Source organism: Thermoactinomyces sp. DSM 45891 (genome assembly GCF_900119485.1).
Classification (GTDB): domain Bacteria; phylum Bacillota; class Bacilli; order Thermoactinomycetales; family Thermoactinomycetaceae; genus Baia.
On sequence record NZ_FPJZ01000015.1, the window covers coordinates 41,238 to 62,540 of the forward strand.

18 protein-coding genes are annotated in these 21,303 nt (G+C 40.7%); 5 read left to right on the forward strand and 13 right to left on the reverse strand.

Features of this window, described 5'->3' with window-relative positions:
• Positions 1-39 precede the first annotated feature (39 nt).
• From BT147_RS11585 to BT147_RS11595, 3 genes are all read right to left on the reverse strand, one after another.
• On the reverse strand, positions 40-792 hold the full coding sequence (locus BT147_RS11585) for a hypothetical protein (protein ID WP_072335399.1): 753 nt from the start codon (positions 790-792) through the stop codon (positions 40-42).
• A gap of 223 nt (positions 793-1,015) precedes the next feature.
• On the reverse strand, positions 1,016-1,759 hold the full coding sequence (locus tag BT147_RS11590) for a hypothetical protein (RefSeq protein ID WP_286119395.1): 744 nt from the start codon (positions 1,757-1,759) through the stop codon (positions 1,016-1,018).
• 228 nt (positions 1,760-1,987) lie between these two features.
• Entirely contained in the window at positions 1,988-2,707 is a 720-nt protein-coding gene (locus BT147_RS11595) for a YebC/PmpR family DNA-binding transcriptional regulator (protein WP_072335405.1), read from the reverse strand.
• A 201-nt stretch (positions 2,708-2,908) separates the two neighbouring features.
• Here BT147_RS11595 and BT147_RS11600 point away from each other — a divergent pair, with 201 nt between their 5' ends.
• Positions 2,909-3,679 (forward strand): YidC/Oxa1 family membrane protein insertase, encoded by a 771-nt coding sequence (locus tag BT147_RS11600; protein WP_083426538.1) that lies wholly within the window; start codon positions 2,909-2,911, stop codon positions 3,677-3,679.
• Between the two features lie 59 nt (positions 3,680-3,738).
• Here the strand turns inward: BT147_RS11600 and sdhB are convergent, their stop codons facing one another.
• From sdhB to BT147_RS11615, 3 genes are read right to left on the reverse strand one after another with little or no spacing between them, the layout of a single operon-like run.
• A complete protein-coding gene (gene sdhB / locus BT147_RS11605; protein ID WP_072335408.1) occupies positions 3,739-4,491 on the reverse strand; it encodes a succinate dehydrogenase iron-sulfur subunit in 753 nt (250 codons plus the stop codon).
• Positions 4,488-6,251 carry a succinate dehydrogenase flavoprotein subunit gene (gene sdhA / locus BT147_RS11610; RefSeq protein WP_072335411.1) on the reverse strand — a complete coding sequence of 588 codons (1,764 nt, stop codon included), beginning with the start codon at positions 6,249-6,251 and terminating at the stop codon, positions 4,488-4,490. The genes sdhB and sdhA overlap by 4 nt, the downstream gene beginning before the upstream one ends.
• Before the next feature lie 17 nt (positions 6,252-6,268).
• On the reverse strand, positions 6,269-6,919 hold the full coding sequence (locus tag BT147_RS11615) for a succinate dehydrogenase cytochrome b558 subunit (protein ID WP_255404704.1): 651 nt from the start codon (positions 6,917-6,919) through the stop codon (positions 6,269-6,271).
• A gap of 198 nt (positions 6,920-7,117) precedes the next feature.
• Here BT147_RS11615 and BT147_RS11620 point away from each other — a divergent pair, with 198 nt between their 5' ends.
• Positions 7,118-7,291 (forward strand): twin-arginine translocase TatA/TatE family subunit, encoded by a 174-nt coding sequence (locus BT147_RS11620; RefSeq protein ID WP_072335417.1) that lies wholly within the window; start codon positions 7,118-7,120, stop codon positions 7,289-7,291.
• 30 nt (positions 7,292-7,321) lie between these two features.
• Here BT147_RS11620 and BT147_RS11625 read toward each other — a convergent pair whose 3' ends face one another.
• From BT147_RS11625 to BT147_RS11635, 3 genes are read right to left on the reverse strand one after another with little or no spacing between them, the layout of a single operon-like run.
• Entirely contained in the window at positions 7,322-7,594 is a 273-nt protein-coding gene (locus BT147_RS11625) for a hypothetical protein (protein WP_072335420.1), read from the reverse strand.
• A 43-nt stretch (positions 7,595-7,637) separates the two neighbouring features.
• Entirely contained in the window at positions 7,638-9,134 is a 1,497-nt protein-coding gene (locus BT147_RS11630) for a phytoene desaturase family protein (protein WP_072335423.1), read from the reverse strand.
• 24 nt (positions 9,135-9,158) lie between these two features.
• A complete protein-coding gene (locus BT147_RS11635) occupies positions 9,159-9,875 on the reverse strand; it encodes a lysophospholipid acyltransferase family protein (protein WP_083426539.1) in 717 nt (238 codons plus the stop codon).
• 313 nt (positions 9,876-10,188) lie between these two features.
• Between BT147_RS11635 and BT147_RS11640 the strand changes: the two genes are divergently transcribed.
• The 3 genes from BT147_RS11640 (at position 10,189) to BT147_RS11650 (ending at position 12,379) form a co-directional block, all read left to right on the forward strand.
• Positions 10,189-10,752, forward strand: a complete 564-nt coding sequence (locus BT147_RS11640) for a DUF4309 domain-containing protein (protein ID WP_072335426.1) — start codon at positions 10,189-10,191, stop codon at positions 10,750-10,752.
• 53 nt (positions 10,753-10,805) lie between these two features.
• A complete protein-coding gene (locus BT147_RS11645; RefSeq protein WP_072335429.1) occupies positions 10,806-11,363 on the forward strand; it encodes a DUF4309 domain-containing protein in 558 nt (185 codons plus the stop codon).
• 212 nt (positions 11,364-11,575) lie between these two features.
• Positions 11,576-12,379, forward strand: coding sequence for a poly-gamma-glutamate hydrolase family protein (locus BT147_RS11650; RefSeq protein WP_072335432.1), 804 nt, complete (start codon positions 11,576-11,578; stop codon positions 12,377-12,379).
• Between the two features lie 316 nt (positions 12,380-12,695).
• On the opposite strand, the gene BT147_RS11655 is transcribed toward BT147_RS11650, so the two are convergent.
• From BT147_RS11655 to BT147_RS11670, 4 genes are all read right to left on the reverse strand, one after another.
• Positions 12,696-12,926, reverse strand: a complete 231-nt coding sequence (locus BT147_RS11655; protein ID WP_072335434.1) for a hypothetical protein — start codon at positions 12,924-12,926, stop codon at positions 12,696-12,698.
• Positions 12,927-13,055: 129 nt separating this feature from the next.
• Positions 13,056-13,466: a hypothetical protein gene (locus tag BT147_RS11660; RefSeq protein WP_072335436.1), complete on the reverse strand. Its 411-nt coding sequence runs from the start codon at positions 13,464-13,466 to the stop codon at positions 13,056-13,058.
• A gap of 105 nt (positions 13,467-13,571) precedes the next feature.
• The gene (locus BT147_RS11665) at positions 13,572-13,970 is read right to left on the reverse strand and encodes a hypothetical protein (protein ID WP_072335438.1); all 399 of its coding nucleotides are present in this window, start codon (positions 13,968-13,970) and stop codon (positions 13,572-13,574) included.
• A 112-nt stretch (positions 13,971-14,082) separates the two neighbouring features.
• On the reverse strand, positions 14,083-21,189 hold the full coding sequence (locus BT147_RS11670) for a DNRLRE domain-containing protein (RefSeq protein WP_072335440.1): 7,107 nt from the start codon (positions 21,187-21,189) through the stop codon (positions 14,083-14,085).
• Positions 21,190-21,303: the final 114 nt, after the last annotated feature.

A 21,303-nucleotide genomic window follows, 5' to 3' on the forward strand; every position in this document is an offset into this window, starting at 1 on the left:
TAATTGACATTTCATCTATAAAACATATTTTTAAGATGCTTAAACATGAATGTCTGGAAATGCTGGAATATGGATTTCTGGTGTGGCTTCAAAATACTTGTATACCTTAATAATTCTGGTCTCATTCTCAACTGTTGCGATGTCATCAGTTGTGAGAAATAATACCTTTCCATTTGTCTTAGAAACTTTCACTTTAGAGGATAAGAACATGATTCGAATAAGCTTTAGAGCACCCGGTCCGGATCCTATAGATGATTCATAACCAAAAGCCTGTTGATAAGTGTAAGAAATTTCATGCTCTGCATGACGTGTAATAATTGCCCAGTTTTTGTCTGATCCCTGCTCTTTTGATATGTTTGTATAAGTATCGGTAACAAATTTTTTCAGTGCTTCTAAAGTAGTTTTCGCTGTATCTGCAAGAACATCAGATATTAAGTCAATTAGACCTGGTAATATTTGATCGATATGATCTCCAATTTTCAGATCTGACGTGGTTTTCTTACTTGTATGGACATAATCCATGTCTCCATCTGGTAATGCTTGAGCTAACTGTTGAGCTTTGGTTATATCAAGTTCAGTCCCTCCTGCAAATTCATCGTTTCCTGGAATGATTTTTACAGCGGGATTGAAATACTTTGTTAACTTAAGAAGCTCAAGAGCAGCTTGAGGATCTTTAACCGAAGCAATAGATTGAAACTCAGAGTCTTTATCCTCATCAATATGAATTAAACCAAGATGTGCAGGACGATCCTTCGTAAAAAATCCGCCCTTACTAGTATCAATAATAGCCATCGCTTACTCCCCCTGTTCATATAATTTTTTCTTAACCCTATATTTTATTCATTATGAATAGAATTGTGTATAAGATCTGTTTTTTTAAAAAAAATGTACGAATGTGAGGGAGAGATAGAGGTGCACTTTTCAACAAAACTCTATTGATCAATAGATAAAAAATAAAACCTTGAAAAAATTCAAGGTCGAAGTCTTCCATTTTCTACATCATACATCAGATGCTTTAAACATGAATGTTTGGAAATACCGGAAGATGAATATCTGGAGTGGCTTCAAATAACTTATATACCTTTATAATTTTGGTTTCATTCTCAGTGGTTGCTATGTCATCAGTGTTAAGAAATAATACCTTTCCACTCGTCTTAGAAATTTTCACTTTAGAGGATAAGAACATGATTCGAACGAGCTTTAGAGCACCCGATCCTTCCCCTAAAGTTGATTGATAACCAAAAGCCTGTTGATAAGTATAAGAAATTTCATGATCTGCCTGACGTGTAATAATCGCCCAGTTTTTTTCTGGTCCCTGCTCTTTTGATATGTCTGTATAAGTATCGGTAACAAATTTTTTCAATGCTTCCAGACCAGCTTTTGCTGTATCTACAAGGATATCTGATACACAATTAATTAAGTCCGGTAATATTCGATCGATATGATTTCCAATCCTTACGTTTGTTGTTGTTTTCTTAATACTATTAATATAATCCATTTCTCCATCTGGTAATGCATGAGCTAACTGTTGAGCTTTAACAAGATCAAGTTCAGTGCCCCCTGCAAATTCATCGGTTCCTGGAATGATTTTTACAGCGGGATCGAAATACTTCGTTAACTTAAGAAGCTCAAGAGCAGCTTGAGGGTCTTTAACTGAAGTAATAGATTGAAATTCAGAATCTTTATCCTCATCAATATGAATGAAACCAAGATGTGCGGGACGATCCTTCGTAAAAAATCCGCCTTTACTAGTATCCACAATAGCCAAGCCTTACTCCCCCTATTCAACTATTCAATAATTGTATTAACTCTATATTTTATTCATCATGAGTAGAATTTGACAGGGCCGTGTCGTAATCAATGAAAATAAAGCAGACCCTTCAGCGATTGGACAGATGAAAAAAGCCGCTTTGCCTGATGACATGGTCATCAGGCAAAGCGGCTTTTGGCTGTTTGTCATTATTCATTTGTTGTACCAGAACTTGTATTATTCACCTGCATCCACGTTATGGTACACTTGTTGGACATCTTCTAGATCTTCCAGTGCCTCAATCAGCTTATCAAATTTAACTTGGGCTTCTTCTGATAAGGTGATCTCATTTTGCGCCAGCATGGTTAGCTCCGCAACAGTAAAGTCGGTAATACCTACATTTTTACATGCTTCTTGTACTAGATGAAATTGATCCGGCTCCGCATATACAATCACAGATCCTTCTTCCTCTAGGATATCACGGACTTCTATATCTGCTTCCATTAATAGCTCTAGCACTTCGTCTGCTGTCTTTCCTTCTATTCCAAAGACTGCTGTAGCATCGAATAGATAGGATACAGAACCATTTACACCTAAGTTCCCATCAGCCTTGTTAAATTTTGCTCGAACATCAGCGGCTGTCCTGTTTACATTATTGGTAAGTGTATCTACGATCACCATAGACCCATTTGGCCCGAAGCCCTCATATCGAAGCTCCACGTAATTTTCTTCAGCTCCACCTTTTGCCTTTTCGAGTGCGCGGTCAATGATTGCCTTTGGCACATTATATGTCTTCGCTCGCTCGAGCACGACTTTTAACGCACGATTCGCTTGTGGATCAGGTTCACCCTGCCGGGCAGCTACATATATCTCACGACCAAATTTGGCATATACACGACTGGTATTCGCATCTTTGGATGCTTTTTTCTCTTTTATGTTGTTCCATTTACGACCCATTTTGTACCTCTCTCCTACATTGAATCTAGTAACTCCCCTATTATACAACATTTTTCATAGCTTTGATTAAATGGCTGCCCATACGGGGATACAAGTTAAGGTAGGTCAGATGAATAATTAGTTATCTTTTCTTTGCTTCATATAGTAAAATAGCACCATACAAATCTAGATTCGTTCTGCCATTTGAAGGAGGCAATACACTTGAGCAAGAGAGCACGTAGTCTATTCGCAATCGGAATGATGATACTCGTATTAACAGGTTGTAGTACCAATACAAAACTAGATCCAGAAAATAGCTGGTGGGATCGCTATTTTGTTGTCCCGCTGTCTGATCTTCTCGATCTATTACATAACCTAATTGGATCATACGGGCTTGCCATCTTAGCCCTTACCCTGATCATCCGCTTCGCGATCCTGCCTATCGCATGGAAACAGCAAAAAAGCATGATGGGCATGCAAAAGATCCAGCCCGAGCTAACACAGTTACGAGAAAAACATAAAAAAGATCCCCAGAAGATGCAACAAGAGATGATGCGTCTTTACCGCGAAAACAATGTAAATCCAGCAATGGGCTGTCTTCCTTTGCTTTTACAAATGCCAGTCTTTTTCGCATTGTATCAGTCCATTATCAAAAACCCTCACCTCTCTGGTGCAGATTTCCTATATTTGAAGCTAGGGGCGGCAGATCCCTATCATATTCTTCCAATCCTTGCGGCTGCGGCGACATTTCTACAAATGCATATCTCTACCCAACAAGCGAGCGCTTCTGCTGTAGATAACCCGCAAGCACAGATGATGCAAACGCAAATGAAAATGATGAAGTGGATTTTCCCAGTCTTTACCCTCATCGCAACGATGAATTTCCCATCTGCGGCAGGTCTGTACTGGTTCTTCTCCAGTAGCTTCTCGGTTGTACAAACCATCTGGTTTAATAACTATAAAAAGAAATTAGAACTGGCAGAACAAAAGTAAGCAGGAAAAGCAAAGACACGATCCGCGGATCGTGTCTTTTTGATTGCCATTTGTTTTGATTAAAAGTCCAACCACTTTTTAAACATATGCTTTGTTGCGGCACGGTTCATCGTTGCAATCGCTTTGGTTAGTGGAATTCCTTTCGGACAGGCACGTACGCAGTTTTGCGAGTTACCGCACTCTTGAAGTCCTCCATCGGAGATCAGGGCTTCCATCCGCTCCTGTGCACGCATGGCCCCTGTTGGATGGGAGTTCATCAAGGCAACTTGTCCCACAGCAAAAGGCCCGACAAACGATGATTTGCCACTGACGTTTGGACATGCTTCCATACATACTCCACATGTCATACACTTCGATAGCTCATAACGCCATTGTTGCTCTTCTTCGGATTGACGAGGACCCGGGCCTAGGTCATGGCTCCCATCGATTGGAATCCAAGCTTTTACTTTTTTCAAAGCATCAAACATGCGACCACGGTCAATGATCAGGTCGCGTAATACCGGGAATGTGTTCATCGGTTCGATGCGAATCGGTTGCTCTAAGTTATCAATCAATGCCGTACAAGACTGACGCGGACGGCCATTAATAATCATCGAACAAGCTCCGCATACTTCTTCTAAACAGTTCGATTCCCAGTTAATCGGGGTCGTTTTCTTGCCCTCCGCATTGACTGGATTCCGCTGGATTTCCATAAAGGCAGAGATGACGTTCATATTCTTACGATACGGAACCACAAACTCTTCCTTATAAGGGTTTTCGTCTGGTCCATCTTGACGGGTTACAACTAAGCGAATGGTCTTTTGCTCACTCATTTGCTTCCGCCCCCTTCTTTTGCCACGTCATAACGGCGTGGGCGAGGCTTAATTAGAGAGGTATCAACGTCTTCATACTCTAGAACAGGGCCATTAGAAGACCATTTGGCCTTCGTTGTCTTAAGGAAGTTCTCATCGTCACGATCTGGGAACTCAGGCTTATAATGTGCTCCACGACTTTCGTTCCGGTTCAAAGCACCCAAGGTAATCACACGTGCCAGCTCAAGCATGTTCCACAACTGACGAGTAAACGGTGCCGCTTGGTTGTTATTTCGAAGCGTATCCACCATGTTTAGATTTTGATAACGTGCCATAAGCTCTTGGATTTTCTCATCCGTTTTTTGTAGCTTATCATTATAGCGAACAACGGTCACGTTATCAGTCATCCACTCACCCAGCTCTTTATGAATCTGGTATGGGTTTTCAGTACCTTCCATTTTAAACATCGCATCATACTTGTCCACTTGCTCTTTCTGAGCCGCTTCAAATACAGTAGAGCTAATGTCATCAGAAGACTTTTTCAAGCCGCGCACATATTCAAGGGCTTTAGGACCTGTCACCAAACCACCGTAGATCGCAGACAGTAAAGAGTTCGCGCCTAAGCGGTTCGCACCGTGATACTGGTACTCACACTCACCTGCCGCAAAGAGACCTGGAATGTTTGTCATTTGGTTATAGTCAACCCATAAACCACCCATCGAATAGTGAACGGCTGGGAAGATCTTCATTGGAACTTTGCGTGGATCTTCACCCATGAACTTCTCATAGATCTCGATAATTCCGCCAAGCTTAACATCTAATTCATGAGGATCTTTGTGAGAGAGGTCAAGGAATACAACGTTTTCTCCGCCTACTCCAAGCTTATCATCTACACAAACTTTGAAGATCGCACGGGTCGCGATATCCCGTGGAACGAGATTTCCATATGCTGGATACATTTCTTCTAAGAAATACCACGGTTTTCCGTCTTTATCGTAGGTCCAAACACGGCCGCCTTCACCACGAGCAGATTCTGACATCAAGCGAAGCTTATCATCCCCTGGAATCGCAGTCGGGTGAACCTGAATAAACTCACCATTTGCATAGTAAGCACCTTGTTGATACAAAGCAGAAGCAGCGGTACCCGTATTAATCACCGAGTTTGTCGATTTTCCAAAGATAATCCCTGGACCACCTGTCGCCATAATCACCGCATCAGCAGCGAAAGATTGAATCTCTCCTGTACGTAGGTCTTGTGCTGTAATCCCGCGACATACACCTTCATCATCGATGATTGCAGTTAGAAACTCCCAATGCTCGAATTTCTCAACACGGCCTTCTGCTTCATAACGACGAACCTGCTCATCTAATGCGTATAGGAGCTGTTGACCCGTCGTTGCCCCTGCAAATGCAGTGCGATGATGCTTGGTACCACCAAAACGACGGAAATCCAAAAGACCTTCTGGCGTACGGTTAAACGGAACACCCATACGATCCATCATATAAATAATTCCAGGCGCTGCATCACACATTGCTTTAACAGGTGGCTGATTCGCCAAGAAGTCCCCACCATAAATACTGTCATCAAAGTGCTCCCAAGGAGAATCCCCTTCTCCTTTGGTATTCACAGCACCGTTGATTCCACCCTGTGCACACACAGAATGAGAGCGCTTAACAGGAACAATAGAAAAAATTTGGACTCTAGCTCCTGTTTCCGATGCTTTCATGGCAGCTGCGAGACCTGCAAGTCCGCCACCGACAATGATAATTTTTTCATTCATTTTGGACTAGCTCCCTTCTACTTCAGTGCCAAATGTTGGAGGAAATCAGCTTTCGAAAAAGCCACCAAAGCAGAGATTCCTAAATATGAAACCACTACAAATAAGAAAGTACAGATTGCAAATGAAACTCTTTGTGCACGTTGTCCAACAGTGACTCCCCAAGTAATCAGGAATGTCCACATACCGTTACAAAAATGGAAAACAGCCGACACTACAGCAATGATATACAGAACAAACGTAACATCATTTGCGATCAATTGAGCAAAATCACGAGTTAGCTCAACTGCTGTAGAATCATTTAACGCTACTTGAAGACGAGTTTCCCATACATGCCAGGTCACGAACACTAATGTGATCACACCTGTAATCCGTTGTAGGACAAACATCCAGTTACGGAACGTCCCGAAGCGCTCCAGATTGTTTTTCGCCTGAAAAGCAATATACAATCCATAAACACCATGATACAGAAGTGGCAAGAAGATAAAGAAAACTTCTAGCACGGGTAGAAACGGAATACCCCATAACCATTCAACTTGCTTGATAAATTCTTGTGGACCTTTTGTCGCAAGATAATTTGTGTACAAATGCTCAAGCAAAAAAAATCCGACCGGTATTACGCCAAGCAAGGAATGTAACCGACGGTTAAAAAAACTGCGCTGACTACTCACTTTTGCGCCTCCCATCCATAATGGTTCGCAGTGAAAATTATTTTATTGTAAAGCCATTGACTCAACGCTATTAATTTTACTCCCAAGTTGCTAGAGCGTCAAGAAACGACTCGATTCGCCAACTCTACAACCTTCCTTTTACATCTCTTTCATTCTAGACTATAATGTCGTTGGGTACACATGACAGGAGTTGAAGGAATGATGATAAAGCCATTAGGTGTATTAATCTTAATCGCCGTCGCACTTCTCCTTTGGGGTCCAAAAAAATTGCCTGAACTAGGTAAGGCCGCAGGAGAAACGATTAAAAACTTTCGTCGCTCCCTAAATGGAAACGACAAAGATGACAACGAATCAAATAAGACCCATTCATAGAGATAGAGAAAAAAGCGATCGTTCTGCTGATCAGGCAGAACGATCGCTTTTTTGTTTTCGATTCATCCATTTTGTTGTGAGCCAAATGGTGAGGAAACTTATACCAGTGGGAATCCCTCCGAAGAATAAGAAAACGCCCCATTTTGCCGAATCCATGTATAGAGGCATAGGGATAAGGAAGGAGATCAAAAGGCTTAGATATCTCCATTTGAAAAAAAAGCGCGTACATACAAAACTAATCAGCAATGCAATAAATAGAAGAGTCAACCAAAATCCGACAATCACATACGCCAAACTTTCCATTTATCACAACCTCCTCTACAGGAACAGCCCGATTAAGGAATGTTTATACGTTCACTTTCATTTTATGCTCCGCATCTTGTTGTACCATCTTCGCTACTGTCATACCACTGATCGCAGCCATCGGAGCACCACCAGTTGGATGTGTTGAGCCTCCTGTGTAATACAACCCTTGAAAACGACTCTCTTTCATCGAAGGACGCAGAAACGCTTTACGTCCATGTAATACAGGTCCATACAAGGAACCTTGCCACGCACCTGACATCGCCTCTATCTCCTTTGGGCCGTATAACTGCTGAACTTCAATCGAATCTTCTAGTCCCTCCAGCCCCCATGTGCCTTCCAGTTGATAGATTAGCTCATCCCGATATTGATAATATCGTTCAAACCAGCTTTCATCTCGTTGATTCCCTCTATTAGCAGGAACATGAACCATGATAGATAGGTTACTTCCTGTGCCCTGCTTGGCCCGCTCTGGCTCCGTATAGCTAGAATTGCAGATAGAGATCATAGGAGAATAGGACCATTTCTTTTGCTCAAAAACATCAATGTACTCACGTCCAGAATCAACGGGGAAAAAGCGATTATGATGGTGAAGATGAGGCCATTTTCGATCCGTACCTAGTAACATCAAAAAGCTAGATACTGTAGGTTCAGCCCGCTCCGTTTTCCGATGCTTCTCTGGGTAAAGAGACTCCTGCATCGTTCGTACATCTACATTTGAAATGATAAAGTCGGCAGATATATCATCGCCGTTTTCCAATCGAACCCCCCGAACTTGTCCATTTTCAATTCGCACTTCCTCGACCCCAGACTGCGTACATATAGCTACCCCTGAATCCTCTGCCAAACGAGCAAATGCCTCAATCAATCGATAGTTTCCACCCTCTACATAGTGGACTCCTTGAACCATCTCCAAATACGCAGTAAACGCCATCGTTGCCGGAACCTGATAGGGAGATGAACCGATTTGAGTAGCATGGCGATTCATCATCGCTAGAAGGCGTGAATCCTCAAAGTAGCGTTTATGAAAGGCATCCATCGTTTGAAAGGCATGAACGCTAAATAAAGCCTTCGTCATACTCGGATTGAGAAAATCCTTCCACTCCATAGAAGAATGATCTAATAGAATCTCCTCTACCACTTCATACATTCTCTTCGTTTCATGCAAGTACGCAACCAGACTTTGCCTATCTTCTGGGCATAACTCCCCCATCTGATGAGCCATGTACTCTGGATCTGCCGTGAGATCGATATACTTACTATCTAGAAAAAAGTTTCGACTATTAATCATAAGCGGCTGGAAACGGAGCTCTGGATCGAGTGTACATTGCGCCTCGCGATATACCTGCTCGAAAACCCACGGCATCGTAATCATAGAGGGGCCAAAGTCAAACTGATACTCGCCCATGCGAACATCCTGCAGTTTCCCACCTAATTGCTCATTCCGTTCGAGGAGCGTGATTTCGAATCCTTGTGCAGAGAGAATACTAGCCGATACAAGCCCTGCAATTCCTCCACCAATCACCACACCCTTTTTCATAAGATCATACTTCCCTTCCTCATTTCACCGTAAAATGGTCGTCTCGAATAATGTAAAAACACTCCATCTTTTCATCCACGGATTAAACTGTGTTGTCTGACATGAAATAACTTCCTGACGGAGATGATCTAATCGAGTTTGTAATGCTTCTTGAGCGATTCGTGTGGCAATTTTCCTTTTTCGACACTCCTCGTCCAGCACTAAGGCATCTGTAATACGAATATATACAGAGGGTTTTCGGTTTCCATCATAGGTATAATAAAATAGAACCGGAACCACTTGTAGATCATACATCCGCTCCACAATCGATCCAAGTCCACTCATCAGTTGAATCGGCCTAATCTCTTGATGTTGCATTTCTCCTTGAGGAAACAACCATAATGCTCGATTAGCCGCCTCTGATAAAAGTTGTACAGAATACCGGAGCGATCGTTGAATCTCGACTGTCGAATCTGGATTCACAGAAAATCCGCCTAACTTATGAAAGAAGCGGAACTCCTTTTTTAACCCTTTTGGGGCCATCATCGCATACATATCTTTCTTTAAAATGTCTCCATTTAACTGTAGTACCAGCAAAGGATCCCACCAGTTACTATGATTTGCGATAAAAAGAGTAGGTCGTCCTTCCGCCATTCTTCCACGATCATCCAGATAGATTTGCTCGAAAGATCGGCGTAACAACCAACGATTATACATGTGATAAGCCTTAGTAAAGCTTCTGCTCTTATCTGCTAAAATCAAGTCCGCGCCTCCACTCTAAGAAGATCATACTCTCGTAGCAGACTTACGATTGTTGCTATTCCTATCCCTAGTTTATACCGAAATGTCCTATCTATAAACAAAATTCCTAATCTTTAAAAATAACATGTATTTACTTATAGGATATGTTTTTTATCTATGGATTTCCTTCTCTAATTATGCCATATAAAATTATAAAGTTGTTTTTCATAAATGAACTTAATTCGAATCAAAATCTCAAAAACCCACCCATTTTATTTGTATATTTGGTAAGCTTATATCATCTAATATCTATTCCTTCAAAAGGAGTGACACGATGAATCGGCAACTTTTCCCACCCACACTCAAAATAATAGGTGTTGTTAGTACCTTGTTCCTGCTAACAGCATGTACTCCCACAAAAACGGAAAACTCATCCCCTCCTATAAAAAACGAAACAGCACCATCATTTTCATCTGACCCTATTACTTCCTCGTTGACCGATAAGCTGGTCATAAATGCTAAGCAAGGTAGAATCCTTGAACCTTTTCAAGCTAAACTAGGAGCTAGTAAACAAGAAATCGAATCCGCTCTAGGAAAACCTCAAGCAGATTCTTCCGAAAAAAACTACAGTTATGATCTCAAAAACCATCAGGTCTTCTTCACATTTCAACAAGATACGGTCTCTTCGATCCTGTATCGTTGGAACCAAGGGTCGTCTTCTATATCCTATCAAGATGTTATCGAGAAACTCGGGGAAACCAGTCATATCGTAAAAGATAGAGATACGATCCAGTTAACATACACTATCAAATCTTCCACAATCACCTTTGTTTTTCCTATGCATCAAAACCAAAATGAACAAAAACTTACACAGTACTCGATTCATTCCACTTCTTAGTGTTATAATTTATTTAAGATTCAAATAACAATTCAAATCTTAAGGGGAACAAAATGAAGAAACTATTTACCTATAGCATAATCCTGACTGCTGCCTTAGCCGTAACTGGATGCTCTTCAGACAAAACAGCAAGTGTACAGGCTAATCAATCCGAGAAAAAAGAAGATGCATCCCAGCCTAACGCAGAAGTACCTGCCTTCGATGACAACAGCCTTCTTGCCGTAAAAAAGCTTGCCGAGTCTGGCAAAGGATTTAATAGCGGCGAATTTGGGATCGGCTCTTCCATCGAAGATGTCCAAAAAAAATGGGGCAAGCCCAGCGCCAGCCCCAACTCTTCTAGCAAAGAAACCACCTATACATATAACAACAAATCCACAGAGTTCAAAGTCACAGGAGGTCAGATCACAACCATTAGCTATTATGGCTCCGATTTAATCCAATTTACTTCCAAAGACATACTCAGCAAACTCGGCGAACCCACCCATACGCAAGAATCCGAGGCAAAAACGATTCTCATCTATGAAGCAGGTGGCGGCTACAAAGCTATCTTCATATGCCAGAACAATGGGTCCGATGAGTATAAGTTGCAAGCCATTGATGTGATGAAGTAAAGAGATTAGGTGAACTGCACATCTAATAGTTGGATATGAAATAAAATCTAACTATTAGATGTGCTTTTATTTGCAGATGTGTTAATTAGGTATCCTTATGAAACAGACTATCCTCCTCACAGTAGCAGGTGTTGAGTATAATTCTTATTGTTGATATATACAAAAACGTGCTACATTAAAAATATATAACAGATGAGGATGGATATTGTAACATGAATAAAATTTTGAAAACAGCAATCCTTTCTATTACTTTGTTCAGCTTGGTCTTACCAACAGCAAAAGCAAAAGGTGATTACTACCCTTCTATGACCGCTTTATATGCAGATAATAAAGAAGGGGTCCATTACACCCGGGAGTGGAAACAGCAAGAAGCAAAATATTCTACTGGCTCATCTTTAGTTGCAGATAGTAATATTTTCGTCGCCGCTCTACACGGGGGATCAATTGAAATGGGAACAACCGAATTAGCATTAGCAACTTCTGGCGAAATTGATGGCTTTAATGCAGACAAAGGAACTCTTTCTAACCAAACCAAGCATGATTTCTTTAACTTTAACGGAATGAATCCGCCTGGACAAAATGGCAATCTCCATGTGACTGCATCCAACTATGATGACAAAGACGCATTGAGACTGGTTGAGCAAAATAAAGTGGGCGTTGCGTTTCATGGTTGTACAGATGCACAACCTACTGGTGGCTATAATGGATACAAGGCGATTCTCATCGGTGGACTAGACACAGATCTTAAAATATTAATGGAAAAACGCCTTAAACAAGCAGGGTTTAACGCTTATATTACCAATCAGGAACTATATGATGGGGATATGCCCCAAAACCTCATCAATAAAACAAGCCGGAAAGCAGGGCTTCAATTTGAAATGACAACCAGTATGCGAGCAAGCCTATTTGGTACAAACACACGAGAAAAAAGAAGAACCACTACCAACTCCGATTTTTGGCATCTCACAAATACGATTCGTGAAGCCCTGCTCGAATATGAAAAGGGTTTAAACTAACATTTGCTAAATTTATTATTCAGGAGAGGTCGAATAAACAGCCTCTACTTTTTTCAGTAATTTTCCAGAATCATCATATGGAATGGTTACGGTACTCTTCAGGTACTGTAATCATGTATTGATAATATCTCATTAGTTTTGTCCTCACGTTCGTTAATGATTTAAGAGGGCGACCTCATATGAGATCGCCCTAATCGTTACTTGAAAGCACCTTCAAAATCAATTTGAAACTTGTCCAACCAGAATTGGACACCATCAATGCCATCAAATTCATCGGCTAATTCATTTAGTAGGGGAAGATGATCTATTTTCCCCCTCAATGCTCTTTCATAGATCGATCTAGCCACTCCATATATTCGCGAATCTCTTCGCTTATACTTTCTGAAACTCGTACTGTAACTGTATCATACAAATTCCCAGTAAAAACATAGAATAGGAATTGATTAGATTCAATCTGATCCCGAACAGCAAATACTCCCCAACCAACTTTAAGTAAAGCGCTCTCGCAAACCTGATGATATCGCACTCTATCAAATAGTATGTTCATTTTTCTCAATATCAACCTTGTTACTATACGACTGTATTCTTCTGGAACTATGAGAGAATATTGATAACATCCCATCCGTTTATCTTTTCTTTTATGTAGTGGCGACCTCATAAGAGATCGCCCTAATCGTTACCTGAAAGCATCTTCAAAATCAATTTGGAACTCGGACAACCAATACTTCACACTTTCAGTACCGTTAAAGTCATCTGTCAACTCATCCATCAGGGGCTTCAAATCATCAGTACTTTCTCCACAACGCTCTTTTAACGCCCTGTCCAACCATTCTAGACATTCACGAATCTCTTCATGTTTGCCTTCAGAAACTCGAACAACTAGACAATCTGAAATTTCGCCTGTAACCACAAAAAACAAAAACTGATTGAAATCATACTGATCTCGAGTTGTATAAATCCCCATCTCCCACCAAACTTCATGGAATTGTTCTCTATCGAATGGTAATCCCATTTCCCTTAGAACCAGCCTAACCGCTTGTTGACTATAATCCAATGGAACCTCAATTGAATATTGATAGTATTGCATTCGTTCATCTCCTCACAATTAGTGGAATGTTTTCCCAGAAGAGATTTCATCGCATCTCTCTATCATACTTAACAGATACCCCTCAAGGATTATCTGTGAAAGATCTTACTCTAAGAAATCCTCGAAATCCCTTTGGAATTTGTTTGTCCAATGTTGAATAGAGTTATGTCCACCTGAAAGCTCATCGCGTAACGGCTTATCAACCAGCCTTTGTCCACAACGTACTCTCACCATTTGATCTAACCACTCTAAATATTGACGAATTTCTTCATTTCTACTTTCTGAAACTCGGACTGTAAGAGATTCTAGCAAGTCTTCACCAGCAACATAAAATAAAAATTGATTTGGGTCATGCCGATCTCGAGCAGTAAACACTCCACCTTTCCACAGGACTTCCTTGTAGCGCTTTCTGTTAAAGGGTAAACCCATCTTTCGTAATACCAATAATATTGACTGATTTCTATACGAATCTGGGATCGTAACAAAGTATTGATAATATCTCATCAATTTACTCTCACTTTTCTTGTATTTTTACTTAAGTGGGGCGATCTCACTCGAGATCGCCTTGGATGTAACACCATACTATCATCTGGAGCAATAACAGGATGTTAATACACTAGTTTCCCTTTTTTCTTCTTTCTTTTTCTTTCTCCATTTCATCTTTGCGTATTACGTCCATACTTGTTAAACCTAAATGACTTTCATTAGAGTAGATAGTGACCTCAATTCCCTTATGTTTCTTTAGGAACTGAGTTAGAACATTACTGCAACTTACACATGGCTTTCTTTCTGTAAAAAGGTCCATCTTGCCCTTCACATCTAGGTTTGGATTCTTAGCTTTTGCTTCAGAAATTTTCTTATCGAGATGCTCAAAAAGAATCGCCTCTGAATCAGTACTTCGATCCCATGACCCATCACCATCTATCTTACTATTACCATCTACCCACAAAGTCTTGAAATTCCTCTGAACAGAAGAGAAATGCTTTTCGTTAACCCAATCTGCACCAGTAAATATTGTATCCTTTAGCTTACTCGCACCAAATGCTCTTAAGAAATCTTCCGATGTGTTAAGACCCTCTAAATCCACTTTGGCAAACGCTATATTCCCTTTGGTACGAAACTGATTGGGCAAATCCAACCTTCCATTGACACCCGTCTGAGTGAGTTTCTTAAACAAATCATCATCCATACCTGGCTTCACCTTATCTCTCAGAAACTCCATATCCTCTGGAAGTGCGTTGGATAACACATTCTCAAAAGTAGCCTTTATAATCTTACAAGTCTTATCGTCAGAAGTCGAACCCTCGTTTACAGATCGTTTCACTCTGCTCTGAAGGTTTAATTCATCCTTGAGGCATCGTTTTAGGTCCTGAGCATACTTCTCCATCGCCTGCTTCCGTGCTGAAAGGCTTTTTTGCGGAGCTTTGGCGGTGATTTTGTATTTGTTAACGGTCGTTTTTTGACCTTTCTTTACCTTACGGTTACCACCTGACTCTACTCGCTTCTTACTCCCCTTGGAACGATTGCTAGAATACTTGCTTTTGTTGCTAGACGACTTGCGATTGACAGTATGTTTCTTGGTTTTTTTAGATTTTTTTCCTTTGTGGTAGCGACTTTGTTTCTGTTTTTTAGATTTATCTTTCTTTTTATTGGATGGTTTATTAGATTTGCCTTTACTTTTTTTGGAAATTTTCGAATAGGCACTCCTGACTGACTTACTCACATCATCCATTAAACTACCTATTTTACTCCTCAAACCGGCCAACCCAGCTGCTACATCTTTATCACTAGGTTTTTTCTTCTTATTCGAGTTTGTTGATTTGTTATTACCATTCTTACTACCAGTTCCTTTGCCACCAGTTCCTTTATTACCACCTTTCCCACCAGTCCGACCAAGAAGTCTTCCAAGTCCGCCCATATGCCCATCTGGATCAATAAACTTCAACGGATTATTGGTAACATACACATATACATTTTGTGTTTGTGGATCGTCTTCATCGCCTGGATCTGGATCAACTGACAAGAAGACACCTTCTTCTGGTTGATAGTATCTTGCTATGAGATAGTAGAGTCCTGTCTCGTTATCATAACGATATCCTGCATAACGATATGGGTTCTCGTCTGCAAGCTCACCCTTTTTCTCTACAATGTTGCCCCAGGCATCATAGATGTAATTCGCCACCTCGTTCTGCTTATCGTCTGTGATGGAAACAACATCACCATGATCATTATAGTGATAGTAATAGGTTTCGCCAGTGGCTTTAGTCATACTAAGCCGTTGTCCGCCTTCACCATAGGTATAATGGCGAGTTAGCTGGTTATTTCCATCGGTTTCATAAAGAATATTGATACTTTCTCCATCATAGAAAAAGTTTGTCACTTTGCCATTTACAGTAGAGCGAATTCGGCGGTCGTCTTCATCGTACTCATAGGTTGCTATCACTTTATCTGACGACTTCTCTTTAATCTCGGTTAAGTTGTCACCTGCATCCCATGTGTAGTGAAACTTGCCATCTTCCAAACGGTTGCCATTTTTATCATAGCTATAGGCTGAATCTCCTACTTTGACTAGCTGATTTCCTTTATTGTAAGTATACGGAGTGATAGAGATGACTTTGCCATCCGTATCTTTTACTTCTTTTTTCGTCCGATTTCCAAGTGAATCATAGGTGTAGGAGATTATATGATTCGTGACTGGATCGGTTTCAGAAGTAAGTTGATCCCATTCATCATAGGTAAACTTAAGCTCCTTGTTCTGGACCAAGTCTTTGATTTTCGTGGCATTGCCATTGCCATCGTATTCGTATGAGTACTTAGCAAGTGGAGTGCCGTCACCCTTACCAACGGATACTTCGGTTACTCGATTGTTATCATCGTAGGTTGCGTACGTACCGACTTTATTGGCATAGACAGCTGTACGGACATTTCCTTTTTCATCATAGTCAAAACGATATGTTTTATCTGTGTCGTCCTTTACCTCTGTGTTTTGCTCTGACTCATTGTAGGTATAGTTGACCGTTGCTTGATCTTTACCATGAGTGAACTTAGAGCTGGTTAGTTCATCATTGGTGTTATAGGTCCAAGACTGTGTTCCTTCGCCTTGTTTTATTTCTGTTAAACGTTCAGCAGCATCAAACTGAAGTTGTTTCGCTTGTTTAAGTTTTAAGTTCTCGATTTTTGTTTCGTTTCCATTGGTATCATAATACGTTCGATAGCGCTCTGTTCCATCGTAGTGCGTTCCCACATAGCTACCATCTTCGGAAGCGATGGTTTCAACCTTCTTGCCATTTGGTTGTGTGATGGTGGTAACATCACCTTCACCATCGTGTTCATATTCGGTTGTATTACCAAGCTCATCTGTATACGCAACCAATTGGTCGTCTTTATAGGTATAACGAACTTGATTGTGAACAGTCTTTCCATCAGCACTAGTAGCTTTCTTCTCTACCACGTTTCCGTTCTCATCGTGGGTGAAGTGAACTTTTAATTTATCTCCAGGTAGTGTGATGGTTTTGAGTTGGTTTGAATCATCATAGGTATAGTCCGTTTTATTCTTTTTCGCATCCGTAATGGATTTTTCATTCCCATATTCATCATGTTGAACGGAACTCGAATTTCCTACTGGGTCTGTGACTTGAGTAACATAGTTGCCTGATGCATCATAGGCATACTTCTCAATCGTGCTTCCTTCTTTGAGACGGATGTTATCAAACCAAGCTGTACCTGTGTTATTCCCACGGAATAAGACATAAACATGCACTGCTTTTAAAGGCTTGTCTGGTTTGATCGTTACGGCGCTACGTTGCCAATCATGAGTTCCTAATGCGAACTTTGCTTGATCAGTTTTTAGACTGGTCTTTCCGTCTCCTTCATCTTGTACCGCATCAATGTAAAGCGAATAATCCTTATTAGGTGCTTTGTCAATATTGTTTACCACGCCCATCGCTTTACTGAGGCCTGTTACCGTAATGTGTTTAGCAGTGCTTTGGTTGAGAGAAATCGTCTGTAGATATTGAACTGCTCCAGCAGTTGTATCACCACGGGTCATTTTAATGGATTGACTGCCATCAAAGGACTGTGTATTATCAATCGTCCCTGAGCCTACAGCCTCGTTCCAAAATCCCTTTCCTTCCTCAAAGCTACTATTTTCTATCGGGTTGTAGTCAGTGGATACGTCGCCTTCTTCTAGCTGTACTTGATCGAACCAAGCCGTGCCAGAACCTTTAGGATTCCGATGATCTACTTCGAGATAGATGCGAATCTTTTCTGAATCTGCACCTGTTTTAAAAGTAAGTTGTCGACGAGTCCAACCTTGGGTTCCACTTACTTGGCTATAGCGATTATCAACCCAAGTTACCACGTCTCCAGTCGATTTACTTTGCTGGACATTAAGAAAAGCTCCGGCTTCCTTTAAGTCTTGGGATTTAATCATAGCACTTATAGTGTAGGTCGTATTAGGTGCCACATAGAGATCTTGAATTGCTCCTACATACCCTAGATCCGCGTTTACTGCCTTTGTCGTTACCTTGATGGACTGATTTCCGCTATATTTGACTGTTGAATCAACAGTTGCAGAACCATCAGCACGCACTTTTTCTACTTTCCAATCTGATGCCATATCTGACGTGGTTCGTTCTAGGTCAGGGTTTATAATCAAATTTTCCCCGACACCCATTGCATCAGTTGCGGCAATGATATTTCCTTTTTCATCAACCGTTTGGGCTGAGCTTACCTTGTCTGGGTCAATCTCAGATATTTCATTGCCCTTTTCGTCGTGTACATATTTATACGAATTTCCATCGGCATCTTTGTATTCAACCAAATCATTATTTTGATTGTATTTAAATGTTTCGGATCCCGTTGCATCTTCCGCTTTAGTCATATTGCCGTTGGAATCATATTGGTAGGATTCCGTCGGCTTTGTACAGCCATTTTTACTAGCTTCAGGATCACATTTTTTGATTAGGTTATTATGATCAAAGGTATACGTTGTAACCCGGTTAAGCCCTTTAGGATCTTCGACTTCTTTGACGGGATTGCCTGAATCATTGTAATAGTGATCGGTGACATTGCCATCTGCATTCATGACAGTTGTCTTTTTCTCATCAGACACATATTTGATAGTAGTGAGGGTATCCTCTGGATCGATCACTTCAACCAATTGATTTTGATCGCTGTATTCATACCATGTCTCACGACCATCTGCCTCAATAATAGATCCTAATTGATCACCTTTTGTATAATATCCATATTTTGTCGTGGTATTGGTCTCATCTGTTATCTCAATGAGACGATCTGTTTCATAGTTATACTTATAGGTCCATGCGCGATTGTCAGGCCCTGTAATCTTGGTAATCCGATCTTTCGTGTAAGTCAGACTAAAGGTTCTCTTACTCGGATCGGTGATAGTAGTTAGCTGCTTCTGATCATTGTAGGTGAGAATAAGCTTATTTTTATTTGCATCCTCGATCTCAATCAACTGACCCGCTGAATTAAAATGGTAGATTGTCTGATCTTTATCTGTTAATGTCCAACCAGCTTCTTTAGTACCCTTAAGCGTGAGATGGACACCAAGTGGGCTTGTATAAACACCATCGGATTTCTTCTGATAGTAATGGATACCACCATCCATATCATGCTGGAGGACATTCCCCTTCTTATCCTCTTCAAGGCGAGTCGCATAGTTGAATGTCCAACCCTTACCAAATGGACCTGCTTCTTTGGATCGGCTGTTGTAAGTTCGGTCAATGGACATCGCTGGTTCGCGGCCACTTAACTCCAAGTCCGTCTCACTTAGAATCATATTCCCTGTTACCGCATTTACATCGCCACCCGGAATTTCTCCAAAAGTCCAATACTCTTCGGTTCCTAAGTCATCTGCCCTTGGTGAAATCGTTGGCATAAATGGTTCAGACTCAGGTGTCTCAGAGTTCTCAACTACCGCACTAATTCGGAACCAATAATTCTTCTTATCTTGGTAGGTACCACCTGAATTTTTGTAGACTGGTGAAGGGTCGAGAGCCAACTCAGTTCCTTTACCATCTGTATGCAATTCATAGCGGCCTTCTTTGATTTCACTCTCAGTCGGCCAGATCCCTTTGTTATGAGTGGACCAATAGGTGGAATTACCCACATCATACTTCTGATAATCTTTTCCATTGAAAATCCATACAAAGTATTTTGTTGCATTTGGTATAGGTTCCCATCTAAGATCTACAAATCCGTTATCGCTTCCTACCCAGTTCGAATAGGCAACTCCAGTTGGAGTCTTAATCTTTCGAGGGTGGTACGTAACAGATAGATATGGTTTATTGGCACTTTCTGAAGAGGAAATCTTCTTCCAAAATTCTTTTCCATTTCCATTGATGTGAAATTTGAACCCATGGTTAGCTGCAATTCCAGTTGCCCACTCTTGTACTGTACTTTTCACATCAAATGAAACTTTTTGTCCTCTAGCTACTTTTTGCATCCCAATATTTCGAGATGTAATTTCTTTGCTTTCTTGAACCTTCCAGGTAAGTCCAGACTCTGACCAATCCCCACTTACTGCATCCAACCATAGCCCATTCGCTTTCGGAGCATTGTAGTAAGCATGGGCAACATGCACATTTAAACTAGCAGAATCAATAACCATACCCTTTAAATTATTCACATCTTGCTTGAGATACGCATAGTTGGTTCCTGTATTGTCGTCATAGTACCCTACTTTAAGCTCTTTATCGGACCCATAATTAGTAGTTGGATATCGATTCGTCACATACGTATCGCCAGCAGTATCTATATTCGTAGACGGATCGATATAAACAGGGTATTTACGTGCTGAATCTTTTAACCACGCATCATCTGCTTGAATCGAAAGAATTGTCTTTCCGTCCACTTTATTAATCACATACTCGACTTTATCCGACTGTGCAGGCTCGTCTGATTGTGGATCAACATTGGAATCATACATATAGGGCTTGCTTAGTACAAATACCTCTTTGCCTTCCTTGTTGGTAAAGAGAATCTTACCATCTTCACTTTTCTTACTATTTAAATTGGAGTTAATTTGAAATTTGAAAGTGTGAAGTCCAGAATATCGATCTAATACGATATCCTCTTTGACTTTGGAGTTAAAGACTTCATTTCGTAAGTGAACGGAGGGAAGTACGTGGGGATAGGTAACTTTGTTTTTCTCTACCTTTGCCTCTACTTCTTTCGGTCCAGCTCGTGTCTCTTTTCCTTCAGCACCCTGTCCTTCCTTCTTCTCTGCTTCAGCAGGTGCATGATTTTTCTTCACCTCATCCTTGTTTTTATCTGATGGGTCTCCCTGTGCACCTAGAAAAGTGTATTCCAGAGAATCTTGACCCGATTGAACGGTAGCGTATTTACCACCTTTCATATTCGGATCAAACTTGACATCAATGAAAGTGTTTTTTGGTTTTAGTACAGACCCTGATTGAATAATATCAGTGGAAATCTCTTCCCATTTTGATCCAACTTTATTATGAATCGGTTCAAAATAGATTTCCTTAGTAAATGTACCATTTCCATTATCCATTACTTTCGAATCATCTGTACGATCTTTTACTAGCTCTTTTGGTTCTATCACCTTAGAGTTTTGTGAGTTGGCTTCTGCCGAACTTGGACCAATCGGCCACATCGTAACCATCAATGCCATCACAACTGTAAGGAACAACCAACGGCGTAAGGAAATATACTTTTCCTCATAAAAAATATTCATGTTGTCTCCCTCTCTTATAAATATTTGTAAATTAGATAAATCAATCTATACTATCTATACTTACATGTAATATACTAGTTTATATTATGTTTAAATCAATAGTTTTTTAAAATT